The 15738-nt window shown below is 46.7% G+C and carries 14 protein-coding genes; 6 read left to right on the top strand and 8 right to left on the bottom strand.

Annotated features, from left to right (window positions below; genetic code table 11):
- Positions 1 to 94: 94 nt before the first annotated feature.
- The 4 genes from KBW69_RS05365 to KBW69_RS05350 form a co-directional block, all read right to left on the bottom strand.
- Positions 95 to 1705 carry a SpoVR family protein gene (locus KBW69_RS05365; protein WP_257280211.1) on the bottom strand — a complete coding sequence of 537 codons (1611 nt, stop codon included), beginning with the start codon at positions 1703 to 1705 and terminating at the stop codon, positions 95 to 97.
- Positions 1698 to 2981, bottom strand: coding sequence for a YeaH/YhbH family protein (locus tag KBW69_RS05360; protein WP_257280210.1), 1284 nt, complete (start codon positions 2979 to 2981; stop codon positions 1698 to 1700). The genes KBW69_RS05365 and KBW69_RS05360 overlap by 8 nt, the downstream gene beginning before the upstream one ends.
- A 234-nt stretch (positions 2982 to 3215) precedes the next feature.
- Positions 3216 to 5138 (bottom strand): PrkA family serine protein kinase, encoded by a 1923-nt coding sequence (locus tag KBW69_RS05355; RefSeq protein ID WP_257280209.1) that lies wholly within the window; start codon positions 5136 to 5138, stop codon positions 3216 to 3218.
- Positions 5139 to 5586: 448 nt separating this feature from the next.
- On the bottom strand, positions 5587 to 6414 hold the full coding sequence (locus tag KBW69_RS05350) for a hypothetical protein (RefSeq protein WP_257280208.1): 828 nt from the start codon (positions 6412 to 6414) through the stop codon (positions 5587 to 5589).
- Positions 6415 to 6809: 395 nt separating this feature from the next.
- Here KBW69_RS05350 and KBW69_RS05345 point away from each other — a divergent pair, with 395 nt between their 5' ends.
- From KBW69_RS05345 to KBW69_RS05335, 3 genes are all read left to right on the top strand, one after another.
- Complete coding sequence (locus KBW69_RS05345; protein WP_306671302.1) at positions 6810 to 7613, top strand: sulfite exporter TauE/SafE family protein; 804 nt, start codon at positions 6810 to 6812, stop codon at positions 7611 to 7613.
- 125 nt (positions 7614 to 7738) lie between these two features.
- Positions 7739 to 8629 carry a prolipoprotein diacylglyceryl transferase gene (gene lgt, locus KBW69_RS05340; protein ID WP_257254349.1) on the top strand — a complete coding sequence of 297 codons (891 nt, stop codon included), beginning with the start codon at positions 7739 to 7741 and terminating at the stop codon, positions 8627 to 8629.
- Positions 8630 to 8662: 33 nt separating this feature from the next.
- On the top strand, positions 8663 to 9496 hold the full coding sequence (locus KBW69_RS05335; RefSeq protein WP_257254350.1) for a thymidylate synthase: 834 nt from the start codon (positions 8663 to 8665) through the stop codon (positions 9494 to 9496).
- Positions 9497 to 9565: 69 nt separating this feature from the next.
- Here the strand turns inward: KBW69_RS05335 and KBW69_RS05330 are convergent, their stop codons facing one another.
- Positions 9566 to 10444: a hypothetical protein gene (locus KBW69_RS05330; RefSeq protein ID WP_257280207.1), complete on the bottom strand. Its 879-nt coding sequence runs from the start codon at positions 10442 to 10444 to the stop codon at positions 9566 to 9568.
- 217 nt (positions 10445 to 10661) lie between these two features.
- On the opposite strand from KBW69_RS05330, the gene KBW69_RS05325 reads away from it, so the two are divergent.
- Positions 10662 to 11429 (top strand): alpha/beta fold hydrolase, encoded by a 768-nt coding sequence (locus tag KBW69_RS05325; RefSeq protein WP_257280206.1) that lies wholly within the window; start codon positions 10662 to 10664, stop codon positions 11427 to 11429.
- A 47-nt stretch (positions 11430 to 11476) separates the two neighbouring features.
- Here the strand turns inward: KBW69_RS05325 and KBW69_RS05320 are convergent, their stop codons facing one another.
- The 3 genes from KBW69_RS05320 to KBW69_RS05310 form a co-directional block, all read right to left on the bottom strand.
- Complete coding sequence (locus KBW69_RS05320; RefSeq protein WP_257280205.1) at positions 11477 to 11731, bottom strand: hypothetical protein; 255 nt, start codon at positions 11729 to 11731, stop codon at positions 11477 to 11479.
- A 91-nt stretch (positions 11732 to 11822) separates the two neighbouring features.
- Positions 11823 to 12605, bottom strand: coding sequence for a 3',5'-cyclic-AMP phosphodiesterase (cpdA, locus tag KBW69_RS05315; protein ID WP_257280204.1), 783 nt, complete (start codon positions 12603 to 12605; stop codon positions 11823 to 11825).
- A gap of 103 nt (positions 12606 to 12708) precedes the next feature.
- Positions 12709 to 13149 carry a DUF1249 domain-containing protein gene (locus KBW69_RS05310; protein ID WP_257280203.1) on the bottom strand — a complete coding sequence of 147 codons (441 nt, stop codon included), beginning with the start codon at positions 13147 to 13149 and terminating at the stop codon, positions 12709 to 12711.
- Between the two features lie 289 nt (positions 13150 to 13438).
- Here KBW69_RS05310 and KBW69_RS05305 point away from each other — a divergent pair, with 289 nt between their 5' ends.
- The gene (locus KBW69_RS05305; RefSeq protein WP_257280202.1) at positions 13439 to 14839 is read left to right on the top strand and encodes a TolC family outer membrane protein; all 1401 of its coding nucleotides are present in this window, start codon (positions 13439 to 13441) and stop codon (positions 14837 to 14839) included.
- A 165-nt stretch (positions 14840 to 15004) separates the two neighbouring features.
- The gene (locus tag KBW69_RS05300; protein WP_257280201.1) at positions 15005 to 15637 is read left to right on the top strand and encodes a hypothetical protein; all 633 of its coding nucleotides are present in this window, start codon (positions 15005 to 15007) and stop codon (positions 15635 to 15637) included.
- Positions 15638 to 15738: the final 101 nt, after the last annotated feature.

The raw sequence follows: 15738 nt of genomic DNA, 5'->3' as shown, positions 1-15738 counted from the left end.
GAACTCAGACGGCATTATTCTGACTTTACAGGTATCGGCATCAGAGCCATAAAAAACCGGATCCTCTCTGGAAGATCCGGCTAATGGTTAAAAGTCAGGCTGCTTCGGTCTCTTCATTTTCTTCCTGCTTGGGCAGGCCATAAATGGTTTTTACGCCACCCCACTCATCAACAGACTCCATATGCACATCAAAGCCCCACAGTCTGTGGATATGTTTGATGATTTCACGAGTACTGTCGGAATCTACCGGACGACCCTGGTGCATGAAATGACGTAAGGTAATGGAGCGGTCACCACGTGTGTTTACGTTGTAAACCTGAATGTTAGGTTCACGGTTGCCCAGATTGTATTGAGCGGCAAGAGACTCTCTTACCCTGCGGTAACCGGAGTCGTCATGAATGGCTCTGACTTCAAGGTATGGGTTGATTTCATTATCGTCGATGCAGAACAGCTTCAGATCTCTCATTACCTTGGGTGAGAGATACTGCATGATGAAACTTTCATCCTTAAAGTTCTTCATGGCAAAGTGCACAGCTTCCAGCCAATCTGAACCTGCCAGGTCAGGGAACCAGCGACGATCTTCTTCCGTCGGGTTTTCACAGATCCGGCGGATGTCCTGAAACATGGCAAAACCGAGAGCGTATGGGTTAATGCCACTGTAACGGGGATCATCAAAATCAGGCTGAAACACCACGCTGGAGTGCGAATGCAGGAACTCCATGATGAAGCCTTCAGTAATGTGCCCCTCGTTGTACATTTCATGCATCAGGTGATAGTGCCAGAAAGTTGCCCAACCTTCGTTCATCACTTGGGTCTGGCGCTGTGGATAGAAGTATTGAGCTACCTTGCGGACGATCCGAATCAGTTCTCGCTGCCAGATATCCAGAAGAGGGGCATTTTTCTCAATGAAATAGAGAATATTTTCTTCCGGGTCCCTTGGATAACGCTCAGTCTGCTTAACTTCATGGTCTTCACGAAGAGGAATGGTTCGCCACAAGTCATTAAGGTTGCGCTGAATGTATTCTTCACGCTCTTTGACCCGTGCTTTTTCTTCTTCTGGTGAAATAGGGCGAGGACGCTCATAGCGATTTACCCCCTGATTCATAAGAGCATGACAGGCATCGAGAAGCTCCTCTACCGCATCAACACCGTGTTTTTCTTCGCACTCGGCAATGTAGTTTTTAGCGAACAACAGATAGTCAATGATGGAGTCTGCATCCGTCCATTGCTTGAACAGATAGTTACCTTTGAAGAAAGAGTTGTGTCCATAACATGCGTGCGCAATAACCAGTGCCTGCATGGGCATGGTGTTTTCTTCCATAAGGTAGGCAATACACGGATTGGAATTGATTACAATCTCATAAGCCAGACCCATTTGTCCGCGCTGGTAGCTTTGCTGGTTGCTCAGAAACTGTTTACCGAAGCTCCAGTGGTTATACATCAGTGGCATACCCACAGAAGCATAGGCATCCAGCATCTGCTCGGAACTGATGACTTCTATCTGGTTAGGGTAAGTTTCCAGCTGGTAGCGTTTTGCCAGCTTTGCCAGTTCTCTGTCGTATTCTTCCAGCAGTTCAAAGGTCCATTCTGAGCCTCTGGAAATAGGCTCTGCACGGCGAGATGACTTCTGACAATCGGCTGTTTTGGAGGAAGGCTCTGCTTTATGCGGATCAATGTCCTGCTCAAAGCGTTTCTTATCAGGCATTTTGGCCCTCCTTCTTTTCGAACAGTTTACGGAAGACCGGATAGATCTCTGCAGGATGTCGTATTTGTTGCATGGCAAAATGACCTGCGTGATTCTTTTCGATCATTTTGTATTCATGCCACAGGTTTTGGTGGTGACGATCAGTAATTTCTACGTAGGAGTAATACTGAGTCAGTGGCAAAAGTTTGTCGACAATAATATTGCGGCACTTGGCAGAGTCTGCTTCCCAGTTATCGCCGTCAGATGCCTGAGCTACATAGATGTTCCACTCATTGGGGGAATATCTTTCAGTAATAATGTCGTCTGTCAGTGTCAGTGCTGACGATACAACAGTGCCACCGGTTTCCCGGGCATAAAAGAAGTCGTGCTCATTACATTCACGGGCTTCACTATGGTGACGGATGAACACAACTTCAATTTTTTCATAGTTGCGCTCCAGGAACAGATAGAGCAGCAGAAAAAAACGCTTGGCAATGTCCTTTATTTCCCGGGTCATGGAGCCTGACACGTCCATGACACAGAACATGACTGCCTTACTGGAAGGTTGAGGCACTTTCACCAGATTGTTGAATTTAAGGTCAAACTCGTCGATAAAGGGTAGACGTTTAAGCTTTTTGTTCAGCGCATTAATCTGATCTTTCAGCTCTTTTCTCAGAGTTTCATCGTTGCTTTCAGGGCTCACTTCCATTTCACGGAGTCGACGTTTCAGGGCGCGAATCTCTTTTCTTTCTTTACCGGAAAGCGCTATTCGGCGGGCGTGAGCTGCCCTCAGGGAGCGTACTACGTTTAACCTGTCAGGAGAACCCGCCGTCGTGTAACCCGCTCTTTTCAGTTTAAAGTCGGTAGAGTCCTTGAGTTCTTTGCGAACCAGATTAGGCAGCTCAAGATCTTCAAACAGATATTCAAGGAACTCTTCGCGATTAATGGAAAAAATGAAGTCGTCTTCACCGGAACCGCTGTTGCTGGCTTCGCCTTCCCCGCTGCCCTGTCCACCACCGCCTTGAGGGCGCTGGAAACGATCACCGGTGGTGAACTCTTTGTTGCCAGGATGAACCTGTTCCACCCGGCCACCCTGACCGTGATGAAAAACCGGTTCTGACACGTCTTTTTTGGGAATGCTGATGTCACTGCCGCTATCAACGTCGGTAATAGAGCGCTGATCAACAGCCTCCTGTACTGCCTCTTTTACCAGACCTTTGTAGCGCCTCAGGAAACGCTGACGGTTGACCGTACTTTTCTTTTTCGCATTGAGGCGTCGGTCAATTATTATGCTCATAGGACGCTCTCCTTGGGTACTCAGACCTGGCTATTTGTTCTATCCAGGACTATTTTGCTACTGTCATGGCAATGTCGTTTTTTCCTGAAAAATGACCATTTTTCTTGATAAACGACATACTTCTACACTGATGTCTTGTCTGATAAAACATGATGTAGAAGCGCCCGCGAAGGCGCCGTGGTGACTCATCATGAACGCTGCCGGGTATTGAACGGCAGCGCAGGGGCTCATGAGTTACTGAGACTTGCGAACCCGGATGTACCACTCGGACAGCAGGCGAACCTGTTTTTCTGTGTATCCATACTCAACCATACGCTTAACAAAGTCTGCATGTTTGCGTTGGTCTTCGTTGGAGCCCTTGGCATTGAAGGAAATTACTGGCAGCAGATCTTCTGTGTTAGAGAACATCTTCTTCTCGATCACTGCACGCATTTTCTCGTAGCTCAACCAGCTTGGGTTCTTGCCTTCGTGATTGGCCCGGGCACGCAGGACAAAGTTAACCACTTCGTTACGGAAGTCTTTCGGATTAGCGATGCCGGCAGGCTTCTCAATTTTTTCCAGTTCATCATTCAGGGCACTGCGATCCAGAATGTGACCGGTGTCGGGATCACGGAATTCTTGATCCTGAATCCAGAAATCAGCATAAGTGATGTAGCGGTCAAAAATGTTCTGACCGTAATCTGAATAGGACTCCAGATAAGCGGTCTGAATTTCCTTACCCAGAAATTCAACATATTTGGGTGTCAGATATTCCTTGATGAAGCGCATGTAGCGATCAGTCACTTCATCCGGGAACTGCTGCTGTTCAATCTGCTGTTCCAGAACGTACATCAGGTGCACAGGGTTGGCTGCGACTTCGGTGGAGTCGAAGTTAAAGACCTTGGACAAAATCTTGAATGCGAAACGGGTAGAGAGTCCGTCCATGCCTTCATCAACACCTGCGGAATCTTTATATTCTTGCAGTGGTTTCGCATTAGGGTCGGTGTCCTTCAGGTTCTCACCGTTATAGACACGCATTTTGGAATAAACTGAAGAGTTTTCGGGCTCTTTGATGCGGGACAGAACGGAGAACTGGGCCAGCATTTTCAGAGTATCAGGTGCGCATGGTGCGTTCTTCAAAGAGCTGTGTTCCAGCAGTTTTTCGTAGATACCCACCTCTTCTTTGATGCGTGTGCAGTAAGGAACCTTAACAATGTTTACACGATCAATAAACGCTTCGTTGGTCTTGTTGTTGCGGAAGGTCTGCCATTCGGATTCGTTGGAGTGCGCCAGCAAGATACCTTCAAAAGGAATAGCACCCATGCCTTCTGTGGAGTTGTAGTTACCCTCCTGAGTAGCAGTCAGTAGAGGATGTAGTACTTTCACAGGGGCTTTGAACATCTCTACGAATTCCATCACACCCTGATTGGCACGGCAAAGTGCTCCTGAGAAACTGTAAGCATCCGGGTCATCCTGGGAGAATTCTTCCAGCTGACGGATGTCTACTTTACCGACCAGACTGGAGATGTCCTGGTTGTTCTCATCGCCTGGTTCAGTCTTGGCAATAGCCACCTGGTTCAAACGACTTGGGTAAACTTTTACAACACGGAACTTGGAAATATCACCTCCAAACTCGTGTAGGCGCTTAACCGCCCATGGAGACATGATGTATTTCAGGTAACGACCGGGAATACCGTATTCTTCGGTCAGAATCTTGCCATCTTCCTCGGGATTAAAGAGACCCAGTGGTGATTCAAACACCGGAGAGCCCTTGATAGCATAGAAAGGTTTCAGTTCCATCAGAGCTTTGAGGCGCTCTGCCAGAGATGACTTACCGCCACCTACAGGACCCAGCAAATAAAGGATCTGTTTCTTTTCTTCGAGACCCTGTGCGGCATGTTTGAAGTAAGAAACAATCTGTTCGATCGCTTCTTCCATGCCATAAAACTCCTCAAAAGCGGGATAACACTTAATCAACTTGTTGGAAAATATACGACTCAGACGCGGATCACGAGACGTATCAACAATCTCTGGTTCGCCAATGGCTGAAAGCATTCTCTCTGCCGCATTTGCGTAAGCACCAGGGTCGGTTTTGCAAAGATCCAGATACTCCTGAAGACTCATCTCCTCTTGCCGAGTCGATTCGTACCTCTCCTGGTAATGAGAAAAAATTGACATATCAGGCTCCCCCTCGCCATGACCTCCATGATCACCGGCGTACTAATATTATTGTTGGTCTGGGCACTGTATTGTTAATGCAAATGGTTATTGTGAACCACACGACACTCCGGTTTTTAAGAATTCATGTTGCAGGAACTCTACTTATGCAGGTGTCTGTATGTTGATATCACAGTAAATGTTATAGAGGCTATCTGTATAAATGTCTACTTATTTTCGGACTTTTTCTTGCGTGGGTCGAGAAGGGTAACTTATTGATATAAAAGGAAAAAAACAAATCTTTGGGAGGGGCAATCCTCCTATCCTAAAGGGGTTTTCAGGCAGTCGCCAGTGAAATTTTTTGAACGTTGGAGTCGTTGAGGGTGTCTGTCGCTTAATAGCCTGATCTTGAGCCATCTTTACTCTCGTCAGGAGTTTTTGTTATGCATACGGCTCAGGTTGAAAATAATTAGAAGACTGTGTTGCGCTGAATCTTGTTTTTCAACTTGAAGCGGTCGTAATGCCATATCCAGAGCTGAGGGTTCTCCCTGATCACCTGCTCCATTCTGTGCATCAGTCGTTGGAGGTCATGCTGAGTGTTCAGCTTTCTGTTACCGGTTTGGGTTAGTGGCAGAGGCTCAAAATGCAACTGCCACTGATTATTTTCAAAAGTGCAGTGATGAAAAAGAACGGGCGCTTTCAGAAGATGAGCCGTCATGATGCCGCTCGCAGGGGCTCGGGTTTTCTGTCCAAAAAATGTCACAGGCATCTCTTCTGAGCGGAGGTCACTGTATAAAAAAACGGCTTTTTTCTGTTTCAGAGCCTGAAATACCGCTGTGGGGTCTCCTTTTGTAGTAGGTTCAATACCGGCCTTCAGAAGAAATGCCTTGCCGAGCTTATGGGTTAATGGCGACTGTTTTCCTGAACCAATCAGGGTAGTTGCTGGTAAACCCTGTTGTGAGAGTGCCAATGTTCCCAGATCGGGTGGACCCATATGGAGAGAGAGTATGACCACGCCCTTGTTTTCTGAAAGGGCCTGGGCAATGACGTCCTGATTATGCAGCAGGTAAACCACTTTATTAAGTGAAGGAAGAGCAAGAACATAATCAACGGTATAACGAGCAGACTGGCGAATGATTTGTTTCTGCCTCTTCTCAGAAACAGACAACAGAGCCATTTGCACTGACGCCCTGGCAATATGGCTCTTTTTAGCTTGTAGGGCACAGGAAAATATCAGGCCCATGACAGAATAGAAAACCCGAGGTGTCCGGGATAAGAACCCGATTAAAAGATCCACCGCTGAATCCTTCCAGCTTGATTTTATGAGTATCGACATTTTTATTTTTGTTGTGCAAAAAAATTGTAACAATGAGATTAGGATACGGAAGACTTTCTTGCTAGTTGATAGGCAAAATTTGTACGTTATTGTTTCTGTCCTACAACGTCCCGGTTTCAGGGAAGATGCTTCGATGCTGTATTCCATGATGCTATTGTAGTGAGGTTAAATGAGCTTCCTGGCGGGTTATGTTCTTAAAAGAGATGAGCTAAATAGTGATTTTCTAGTCAATTAACGTGTTAATTTTGTTTAGAATAAGGATCGATCTTCATCCTTTAGGGGATGCTGCGCTGATAATGTTTGATGGCCTCAGCCACGGAGAATCATGACAGGATTCCTGATTTGAGGCTGCTTAGTTGGATTGCTGTTTAATGATTTTTCTTTCTTACCTTCTGCTTGGTGCTCTGGCCGGGACTCTGGCTGGCCTGTTCGGGATCGGTGGCGGGCTGATAATTGTTCCGGTACTGGTTTTCAGCTTCAAGCTGCAGGGGTTATCTCCTGATATTTTCACCCATCTCGCTGTGGGTACCTCTCTTGCCACTATTGTTGTCACTTCGCTCAGTTCGATTCGTGCTCATCATGTCAAGGGGGCTGTGCAGTGGCCTGTTTTCAGTGTTTTGACTATCGGAATTCTGATGGGGTCATGGCTGGGGGTTCATACTGCCATCCAGATGTCAGGTCCGATGCTTCAGAAAGTCATTGGGATTTTTGCCTTGGCAGTGGCCGCAAAAATGTGGTTTGGCTTCAAGCCTTCTGAAAGCAGTAGGGTGCTGGCAAGACCTGTGTTGGTGGCAGCCGGAGGCGTCATAGGCTGGGCTTCCAGCATCTTTGGAATCGGTGGTGGAACCCTGTCGGTACCACTTTTGCGCAAGTACAACCTCTCTATGACCCAGGCAGTAGCGACTTCTGCTGCGTGTGGGTTGCCGATTGCTTTAATGGGAACCGCGGCTAACATGTTTCTGGGTCATGAAAACGAGCTGTTGCCGACGATGAGTACCGGTTACGTCTACTGGCCGGCATTTCTTGGCATTGTCCTGACCAGTGTACTGTTTGCTCGCTTTGGAGCTGAGTTAGCCCACAAGCTGTCTTCTGAAAAGCTGCAAAAACTGTTCGTTGTCCTGTTATTGATAGTAGGGTGTAAGTTTCTTTTCTCAATGTAAAAGGGCCTGGTCAGCTGGCTCAATCCTCTATCCAGCTGATACACTGGTCCGCCAAATGTACTTCTCTCTGACTGAAACAGAAGAGTACGTAACAGTTAACCTTGAGAACTATCCGGAATCCTCCTGTGATCCCATATCCTCAAATTGATCCCGTTGCGATCAGCCTTGGACCTCTCAAAGTCCACTGGTACGGTCTAATGTACCTGGTGGGTTTTGCCGGAGGCTGGTGGCTGGCTGTTCAGAGAGCCAAAAAATCAAACGGTTTATGGAATTCCGAACAAATTGGGGATTTATTATTCTATGTCGCCGTTGGGGTCATAGTGGGCGGGCGCATGGGCTATGTGCTGTTTTATAACTTTGATTATTTTCTGCAAAACCCACTCTGGCTGTTTAGTATCTGGGAAGGTGGCATGTCTTTCCATGGTGGTTTATTGGGGGTTTTGCTGGCCGTATTCCTCTTTGGCCGCAAGATCGATAAGAACTTCTTTCAGATGACAGACTTCGTTGCCCCTTTCGTTCCTCTGGGACTGGGCATGGGTCGTGTGGGTAACTTTATTGGCGGTGAGCTATGGGGAAGGATAACAGATGTTCCATGGGCCATGGTATTTCCGACGGATCCCTCCCGGATGCCAAGACACCCATCACAGCTTTACCAGTTCGTTATTGAGGGGGTCATCCTGTTTGGAGTGCTCTGGTGGTTCTCGGCCAAACCTCGTCCCCGTATGGCCGTGTCCGGTCTATTCCTGTTGATCTATGGTGTTGGGCGCTTCTGCGTAGAATTTGTTCGGGAACCTGACCAGCAGCTGGGCTTCATTGCTTTTGACTGGTTGACGATGGGACAGTTGCTGACGGTGCCCATGATCCTTCTGGGTGCGGGACTTATGGTGGTAGCCTATAAAAAGTTTCCACTGGTAGATGGTCAAAATCAGGATGATCGGGTCTGGTTGAAAAAACATGCGGTCAAATCTGGTAGGAAAGCAGCCATGAGTGGAAAGAGCAGCCGTGAGCGGAATTAAAAGCCATGAGCAAATAAATAAAGGATCAATGCCATGAAACAGTATCTCGATCTCCTGCGTCATGTGAAAGAGCAAGGTACTTTCAAATCGGATCGAACCGGCACTGGAACATACAGTGTTTTTGGCTATCAAATGCGCTTTGATCTGTCGAAAGGTTTCCCACTGGTCACCACCAAGAAGTGTCATCTGCGCTCCATTATTCATGAATTGCTCTGGTTCCTGAAGGGTGACACTAATATTGCCTATCTGAAGGAAAACGGTGTCAGAATCTGGGATGAGTGGGCGACGGATGAAGGAGAACTGGGCCCTGTTTACGGCAAGCAGTGGCGAAGCTGGGAAAATGCAAACGGCGAAACGTTTGATCAGATTCAATGGCTGTTGGATGAAATAAAAACCAATCCAGACTCCAGAAGGTTGGTCATCAGTGCCTGGAATCCCAGTGTGCTGCCCGATGTAAAGTTCAGCCCTAAAGACAATGCCGCTATGGGTAAACAGGCTTTGCCTCCCTGTCACTGTCTGTTTCAGTTCTATGTTCTGGATGGCAAGCTTTCCTGCCAGCTCTATCAGCGCAGTGCTGATATTTTCCTGGGTGTGCCTTTTAACATCGCATCTTATGCGTTACTCACGATGATGATTGCCCAGGTATGTGATCTGAAGCTGGGGGATTTTGTTCATACCTTTGGTGATGCCCATCTTTACTCCAACCATCTGGAGCAGGCAGAAGAACAGCTGACCCGTAAGCCTTTTCATTCACCAACAATGAAGCTGAACCCTGCCATCAGGAATCTTTTCGAATTTACCATTGATGACTTTGAACTGGTTGATTATAAGGCTCACCCTCACATTAAGGCGGCTGTTTCTGTTTAAGCGGTTTTCGTGCTTTTCAGGTGCTCTGACGTATCAAACCAAGGATTGTTGTTGCGTCAGCTTGAATCATTACTTTTCTTCATTACCATAAGGCGCTTCAACTTGGATAGAGTGGAGAACATGAAACATCTCGGTATCAGGCCGGGCTTTTACTCCAGTGTATTCGACATAGACTTCTGACTGCGATATAGCGGCATCTTCTGCATAGCGACAAATGGCTTCGTCGCTCGTGCTCAGTTTTACAACATTGGGTACTTCAACCTCATAAGTTTCATAAGTTGAAACCGTTGTGAATTCATATTCACGATTATCAGGATTGTATTCAAGAGAGGGTGTGTAAACCGGTCTGCTTTTCATAATCCTGGCGGTGCCACCCAAATGAAGGTATACCAAACAGTTGTGGCTCACTGACCAACGGGCTACATGAAGCACCAGCCCGAATGTTTGCCATTGACTGAAGACCCTTGAATTTTGTACCACCGGATCTAAATCAATGCCATTGGGGTGTTGAGTAAATGAAGGTGTTTTGGAAAAGCTGCTCTCAACCGGTTGAACATCAATCACTCGATAACGACTGTGAGTAGCGAAAGTGTTATACCAGAATGGATATTTGTATTTGATCACCAGAGGCCTGTTGGAAACTTTCAGTTTGTCCCAGAGGTAATAATACTCAGGCTGTACTGATATCTCGTAGGTTTTGGCAGGGTAGTTTTTTCCAGTCAAGGCGCCTTCCCCTGCCAGAAATTCCAGCTCTCCGGATTCCCAGATAAAGCCCATCTGCCAACCTTTTGAGGAAACGGTGCCAACCAGGAAGCCGGTTCTCCACCATCCTTCCTCGTCTGCCTGCACCTGCTCGGAAAGCAGCTCGGGTTTTAAGGGGGGCGTCGACCAGGCAGACAGACAAAATACTGAGATCAACAGGCTGATGATCCATTGAGATCCCTTCATGATGGAGTCCTTATTGAAAAATGAAGCTATACAATTCAGAGTAGCAGCATCAATGAAGGGGTTTTTATGCCTCCGGGTCATAGGCTTTTTCCGTATCCCGGTGGCAAGAGCATTCTGATACAGTATCTTTCGGAATTAAGGTGTCCATCTTGCTAACCGGCATGATGCCGTATTCTACGAAAACCGTTGTAAGGCGAGAGAAGAGATTGAACAACCCATGAAATTGTATGCCAGACAGCAGGGAAAGGGTGAGCACCTGATCAGTGTGCACGGACTATTTGGATCGCAGGAAAATCTGGGGGCTATCAACCGTCAGTTGGCGCAGAAGTTCAGAGTGCACGGTCTGGATGCGCGCAACCATGGTCGCTCTCCTCATGATGACGCCATGAACTATTCCGTCATGGCAGCAGATATCATTGAATATCTGGATGATCAACAAATTGAGAAGGCACACCTGCTCGGACACTCCATGGGCGGCAAAGTCGTGATGGAAGTGGCTCTGACTTATTCCGAACGAGTAAACAATCTGGCTGTCATGGATATAGCTCCGGTGCAATACAAGGTACGTCGGCATGACGATGTTTTTGCAGGTTTGTTTGCTGTTGATCTGGAGGCTATCCGGAAGCGGGCTGATGCTGATCATGCGCTGCGCCAGCACATAGAAGAGCCGGCTGTTCGATCGTTTCTGCTGAAGAACCTTTATCGCAATGGCGAGGGACGTTACCGTTGGAGAATGAATCTGGAAGCCATTCATCATCACTATTTAGAGATACTGGCAGGTCATTCCGGGGAGGAGGCTTTTGAAGGTGATGTATTATTCCTGAAGGGCGGTAACTCGGATTACATTCTCGCAAAACACCGGGAAGAAGTTCTGAAACGTTTCCCGAAAGCGACTATGAGAGAGATTGCCGGAACGGGACATTGGCTGCATGCTGAAAAACCAGAATTGGTAGCTCGTACTTTGCAGCGCTTTCTGGAGTCTTGAGGCTATAAGAAAAGCCACCTGTATTGTGTGGCTTTTCTGCATCAAATCTAATTTCTGGGCTGTTGACCTTGGATGTCATCTAATTGACTGAGATCATCGTCGTCATCAAAATCGTCGTAGGAATCGGCGAGATTTTGTCGGAGGGACTTCTTATCCCAGTAGTCATCAATGCCCTGTCGAATGGATTTTTGCTTTCTCTTCTTGCAGCGTTCTTTAGCAGTTTGTCTTTTTCTGTATTCCTGACCTGAATCCCAAAAGATCTTATCCTGGTCATCGTACTGCATTGCCCTTACCCTGGACATAACCTTACTTCCTTTTTTACTACTCCTATTTTCCAATCTAGAAAAAAACAGTCAGGGTATTAATAAGAAATGCTGATATCGAAGAGGGTTATCAATAGCCATTAGCAGTCAGATCCAGTTTCAGGGAGTCGCTTTCCAGTCGGACCACCAGGGTATCAACGGTGCCATCAGGCATTAGCTCAAGCTCTCGATAACCCGGCCAGCGGTCATCCAGCATAAAATGATCGGATTCAGGCTTGAACTGGACACAGGTAGAAGGAGTAGAAAGAAAGCGGACATTCTGGATGAACTGATCCCGCTCCTGATGGATATGACCGTTGATGACCACCCGGACACTGGAGTGGGACTGGATCAGGTTCATAAACTGATCGGCGTTCTTCAGGCTGATCTTGTCCAGCCATTGACTCTCAATGGTGTATGCAGGATGGTGAAAAGCCACCAGCGTATGTTTATCGGGGGTCTCAGAGAGGTATTTCTCCAGAAGCCGGAGCTCTTTGTTGGATAAAAAGCCCGGAACCTGACCTGGAATCTGGGAGTTCAGCATAATGATCTGCCAGGGCCCTAAATCCAGATAAGGGTTCATGGCTTCCGGGCTGACCTGATGCATCAGGTGGGCATTGTCATGATTTCCACAGGTCCAGAGATAAGGTTTATCACTGGTATCCAGAACTGCTTTCAGCGATTGGTAGGATTCTAGACTTTCGTCCTGGGAGAGGTCACCGGTGACAAGGAAAACGTCTGGATTAAAGGGTGTGGACTGAATCTTTTCCCAGACGTTCAGTAAAGTTCGATGGGTGTCTGCTCCCATTAGCCTGCCATCAGGAGAGCCGAATAGATGGGGGTCTGTTAACTGGATGATGCGTATTCCGGTCATAGGCTGTTCCGCAATTCATTATTGAAGCCAGGCAGTATTCGTCATAATTTTATCAGGGAGATCATAATACAACAGTGATTCTTCGCACGTTTTCAGGTTCATTTCAGATTTGGCCTAAACCATGACTGAGGCAAAAGTTCAGCCATTCAGAAAAAAACTGATTCAACTGTCCCTTTTCATCAGGCATGAGCATCTTCTCATTGGGATAAGGGTAAATAGCCTTGAAGTGCCGGTCTTTATTGAAACTGATGATCTCGGCCATTCTGACATCGAGATAAATCCGGACTCGGAACTCGGGCAGCTTCAGCCACTCACCCCAGGCTGCATCCAGATCAACTTGCAGAACAGTGGTAAAAGGAGCTCGCTCCAACACCTGAAACCATACCCGTCCCTCCCGGCCAGCGAAATAAAATGAGAGAACAACGTCATCTTTGTGCTCCAGATCGGGCAGTAGAAGCATGAGTTTGTGGAAATTCCTCTCACACAGGTTTTGCTGTTTGATCAGGTCGGCCTTGTAGCGAGCCTTGTCTGTTTTAGTGTTCATAAGCCAATCGTAGTGCATGATCCTATGATAGAGGAAGCTGATCAGATCCGGAATGATCACTATCTAACTATAAGACAGTGGTTGATGTTTCGATGCTGGTTTACTGATTAAAGGATGACTTAAAGTCTGTCGCTCGTATGAAGAAGTCAGTTAAAATTTTTTCAGATTCGGTTTATTGCTTTTGACGACAGGTAAACTAGTGTAAATTCGGCGAGTTGCGCTTGAGTTACAACGGGTGAACCGACATCATCGTTCGGCTTTCGGGCCCATTTTTCAAGGAACTGGAGATATGCCACAAACTTATCGTAAAGGCTTTTTACTGGCAGCCCTGGTCGGCTCAATTATGTCAGCCCAAGCGGCCGAGACAGAATATAATTTATTGGAAGTATACAATCTGGCGCTGAAAAATGATGCCCAGCTGGCCGCTGCACGTGCCGATATGATGGCGACTCAGGAAGGTAGCAGCCAGGCAAGGGCCCTCTTGCTGCCCAATTTATCTTTGTCAGCTGGAACACAGTACAACAAAACATCCTCTGAAGCAGCAGCCCGTGATATCAAAGATGACTATAACTCTCATACTTGGGGAGCCACTCTAAGCCAGCCATTGTTCAATATGGCCAGCTGGTTTGGTTATGATTCTGCCAAGTTTCAGAGTGCTCAGGCGGAAGCTACTTTTGGTTACGAGCAACAGAATTTGATTCTCAGGGTTTCAGAAGCCTACTTCAATGTGCTCAGAGCTGAAGACAGTCTGATCACTGCTACAGCCGAAGAGAAAGCGGTTAAACAACAGCTGGACCAGGCTCGTGAACGCTATAATGTAGGCCTTATTGCGGAGACTGATGTTCTCGAAGCCAGGGCACGTTATGACGATGCTCGAGTGGCCCGGATTGATGGTGAAAATAACCTTTCAGTGGCTTATGAGGCTCTGCGCACAATCACTGATCAGGATATTCAGGACGTTGGCAAGCTGAATAAAACCATGCCCGTCAGTGCTCCTGCGCCTGCTATCTCTGATGAGTGGGTCAACAACGCGATCAAGAGCAACCTTCAGCTTGAGGCAGCACGTGAAGGCCTGAAGGCAGCAGAGAGCAATATCAAGGCCAAGAAGTCAGGTCATGCACCGACTGTTGATGCTTTTGCCAGCTATAACTATAACTCCAGTGATTCAGACTCTGCCAGAACGATCACTGATCCTGATAACGGGAGATTGACCGGTGATGGTGACCAGACAGTAGTGGGTGTTAAATTCACACTGCCTCTGTTTGCCGGTGGTGCAACCAGCTCCCAGGTGCGTCAGGCTACTTATCAGATGGAATCGGTTCAGCAGAATTACGACAAAGCATTGCGTGAGATAAACTCCGGTACCCGTAACCTGTTCCGTAGCGTCAATTCGGATGTCTCTCGTGTAGAAGCCCGTTGTCAGGGAATCGTCTCTTCTGAAAGTGCGTTGAAAGCGACTGAAAGCGGTTATGAAGTCGGTACCCGCAACATTACCGATGTTCTGGATGCCCAGAAAACATTGTTTGCTGCCCAGCGTGATTACCTGAATGCCCGCTATGACTTCATTGTGAACACATTGAAGCTGAAGCAGACCGCAGGTACCCTGAGCCCGGAAGATCTCTCTCAGCTGAATAGCTGGATTGTTTCATCAGAAGAGATGTCCATTCCAGCCCAATGTCGTGCAAACTGATAGATACTTTTTGATGTAAGCAGCTTTGAGTGACAGAGGAATAGCGCTGGCTTCAGCGCCATTCTTTTATGGTCCAAGGCAGTGCCATAGCTTTATCATCCTGACAAATAATAAAAAAGTGCTAAGCTCTTACGTTACTTTTCAATGTAAGTAAACCTAAAGCGCATGAAAAATCATAGAGCAATTGTAATAACTCGGATTATTTTTATTATTTCTGTTTTGTATTTATATAATGCTAGTGCATCACCACATGATGCTAGTGCATCACCACTCTATAATGCGATCAATAGTTTAATCTCCCTTTTTGATGAGATAATTATAAAACAATATCAATTTGATCAACGGGGAGAACCTTTTTTTTCTGATTCAGCGTTAAAAGACAGTGTCCGGTTGCTAAGGTTATATCACGCATCATTGCTTGCCAGACAGCAGCCGGGTGTAGTTTCTTCAAAACGTACCTATACGACAAGAATTAAAAAACGAAACTTACGCTGTATGCCAGGAGGTTCTGCCAATCCTAATGCGCAAATGCTGGCTACGCTGTTGTCCGCCAGTGATGGGGTGGCTTACTATTCATCCGATGGCAGTGGAGGATTATTGAGTGATGCGGTATGTGTGGATTTTTCTGACACGGACGAATTAGAAGACGAAGAAATTAACAAAAAGGCAAAAGAACATTTATCAGAAATGTTCGGGTCATTGGAAAATGATAAAGTATTTTTAACAACCTGTACTAATTTTAACCTGAAAAGTGATTACGAAATAACCATTGATTTAATTCGTACAGCATTGCATTAACATTGCAGAATCAACAAAAGATAACAAATATGAGCCGTAATCCGGTTAAGGGGAAATAACTCCCCCTTGGCAACGGGAGTCAACAAAAAATCTTGCAATAG

Origin of the sequence: Endozoicomonas sp. ISHI1, assembly GCF_024606225.1 — a bacterium.
Classification (GTDB): domain Bacteria; phylum Pseudomonadota; class Gammaproteobacteria; order Pseudomonadales; family Endozoicomonadaceae; genus Endozoicomonas_A.
Note: the sequence above shows the minus strand (reverse complement) of the source record. Positions and strands in the feature narration are given on the sequence as shown.

What these genes read in the sequence shown, in the direction of transcription:
- KBW69_RS05365 (WP_257280211.1), bottom strand. Translation starts at nt 1,705, where the DNA reads ATGCCTGATAAGAAACGCTTTGAGCAGGACATTGATCCGCATAAAGCA.
- KBW69_RS05360 (WP_257280210.1), bottom strand. Translation starts at nt 2,981, where the DNA reads ATGAGCATAATAATTGACCGACGCCTCAATGCGAAAAAGAAAAGTACG.
- KBW69_RS05355 (WP_257280209.1), bottom strand. Translation starts at nt 5,138, where the DNA reads ATGTCAATTTTTTCTCATTACCAGGAGAGGTACGAATCGACTCGGCAA.
- KBW69_RS05335 (WP_257254350.1), top strand. Translation starts at nt 8,663, where the DNA reads ATGAAACAGTATCTCGATCTCCTGCGTCATGTGAAAGAGCAAGGTACT.
- KBW69_RS05330 (WP_257280207.1), bottom strand. Translation starts at nt 10,444, where the DNA reads ATGAAGGGATCTCAATGGATCATCAGCCTGTTGATCTCAGTATTTTGT.
- KBW69_RS05325 (WP_257280206.1), top strand. Translation starts at nt 10,662, where the DNA reads ATGAAATTGTATGCCAGACAGCAGGGAAAGGGTGAGCACCTGATCAGT.
- KBW69_RS05320 (WP_257280205.1), bottom strand. Translation starts at nt 11,731, where the DNA reads ATGTCCAGGGTAAGGGCAATGCAGTACGATGACCAGGATAAGATCTTT.
- cpdA (WP_257280204.1), bottom strand. Translation starts at nt 12,605, where the DNA reads ATGACCGGAATACGCATCATCCAGTTAACAGACCCCCATCTATTCGGC.
- KBW69_RS05310 (WP_257280203.1), bottom strand. Translation starts at nt 13,149, where the DNA reads ATGAACACTAAAACAGACAAGGCTCGCTACAAGGCCGACCTGATCAAA.
- KBW69_RS05305 (WP_257280202.1), top strand. Translation starts at nt 13,439, where the DNA reads ATGCCACAAACTTATCGTAAAGGCTTTTTACTGGCAGCCCTGGTCGGC.
- KBW69_RS05300 (WP_257280201.1), top strand. Translation starts at nt 15,005, where the DNA reads ATGAAAAATCATAGAGCAATTGTAATAACTCGGATTATTTTTATTATT.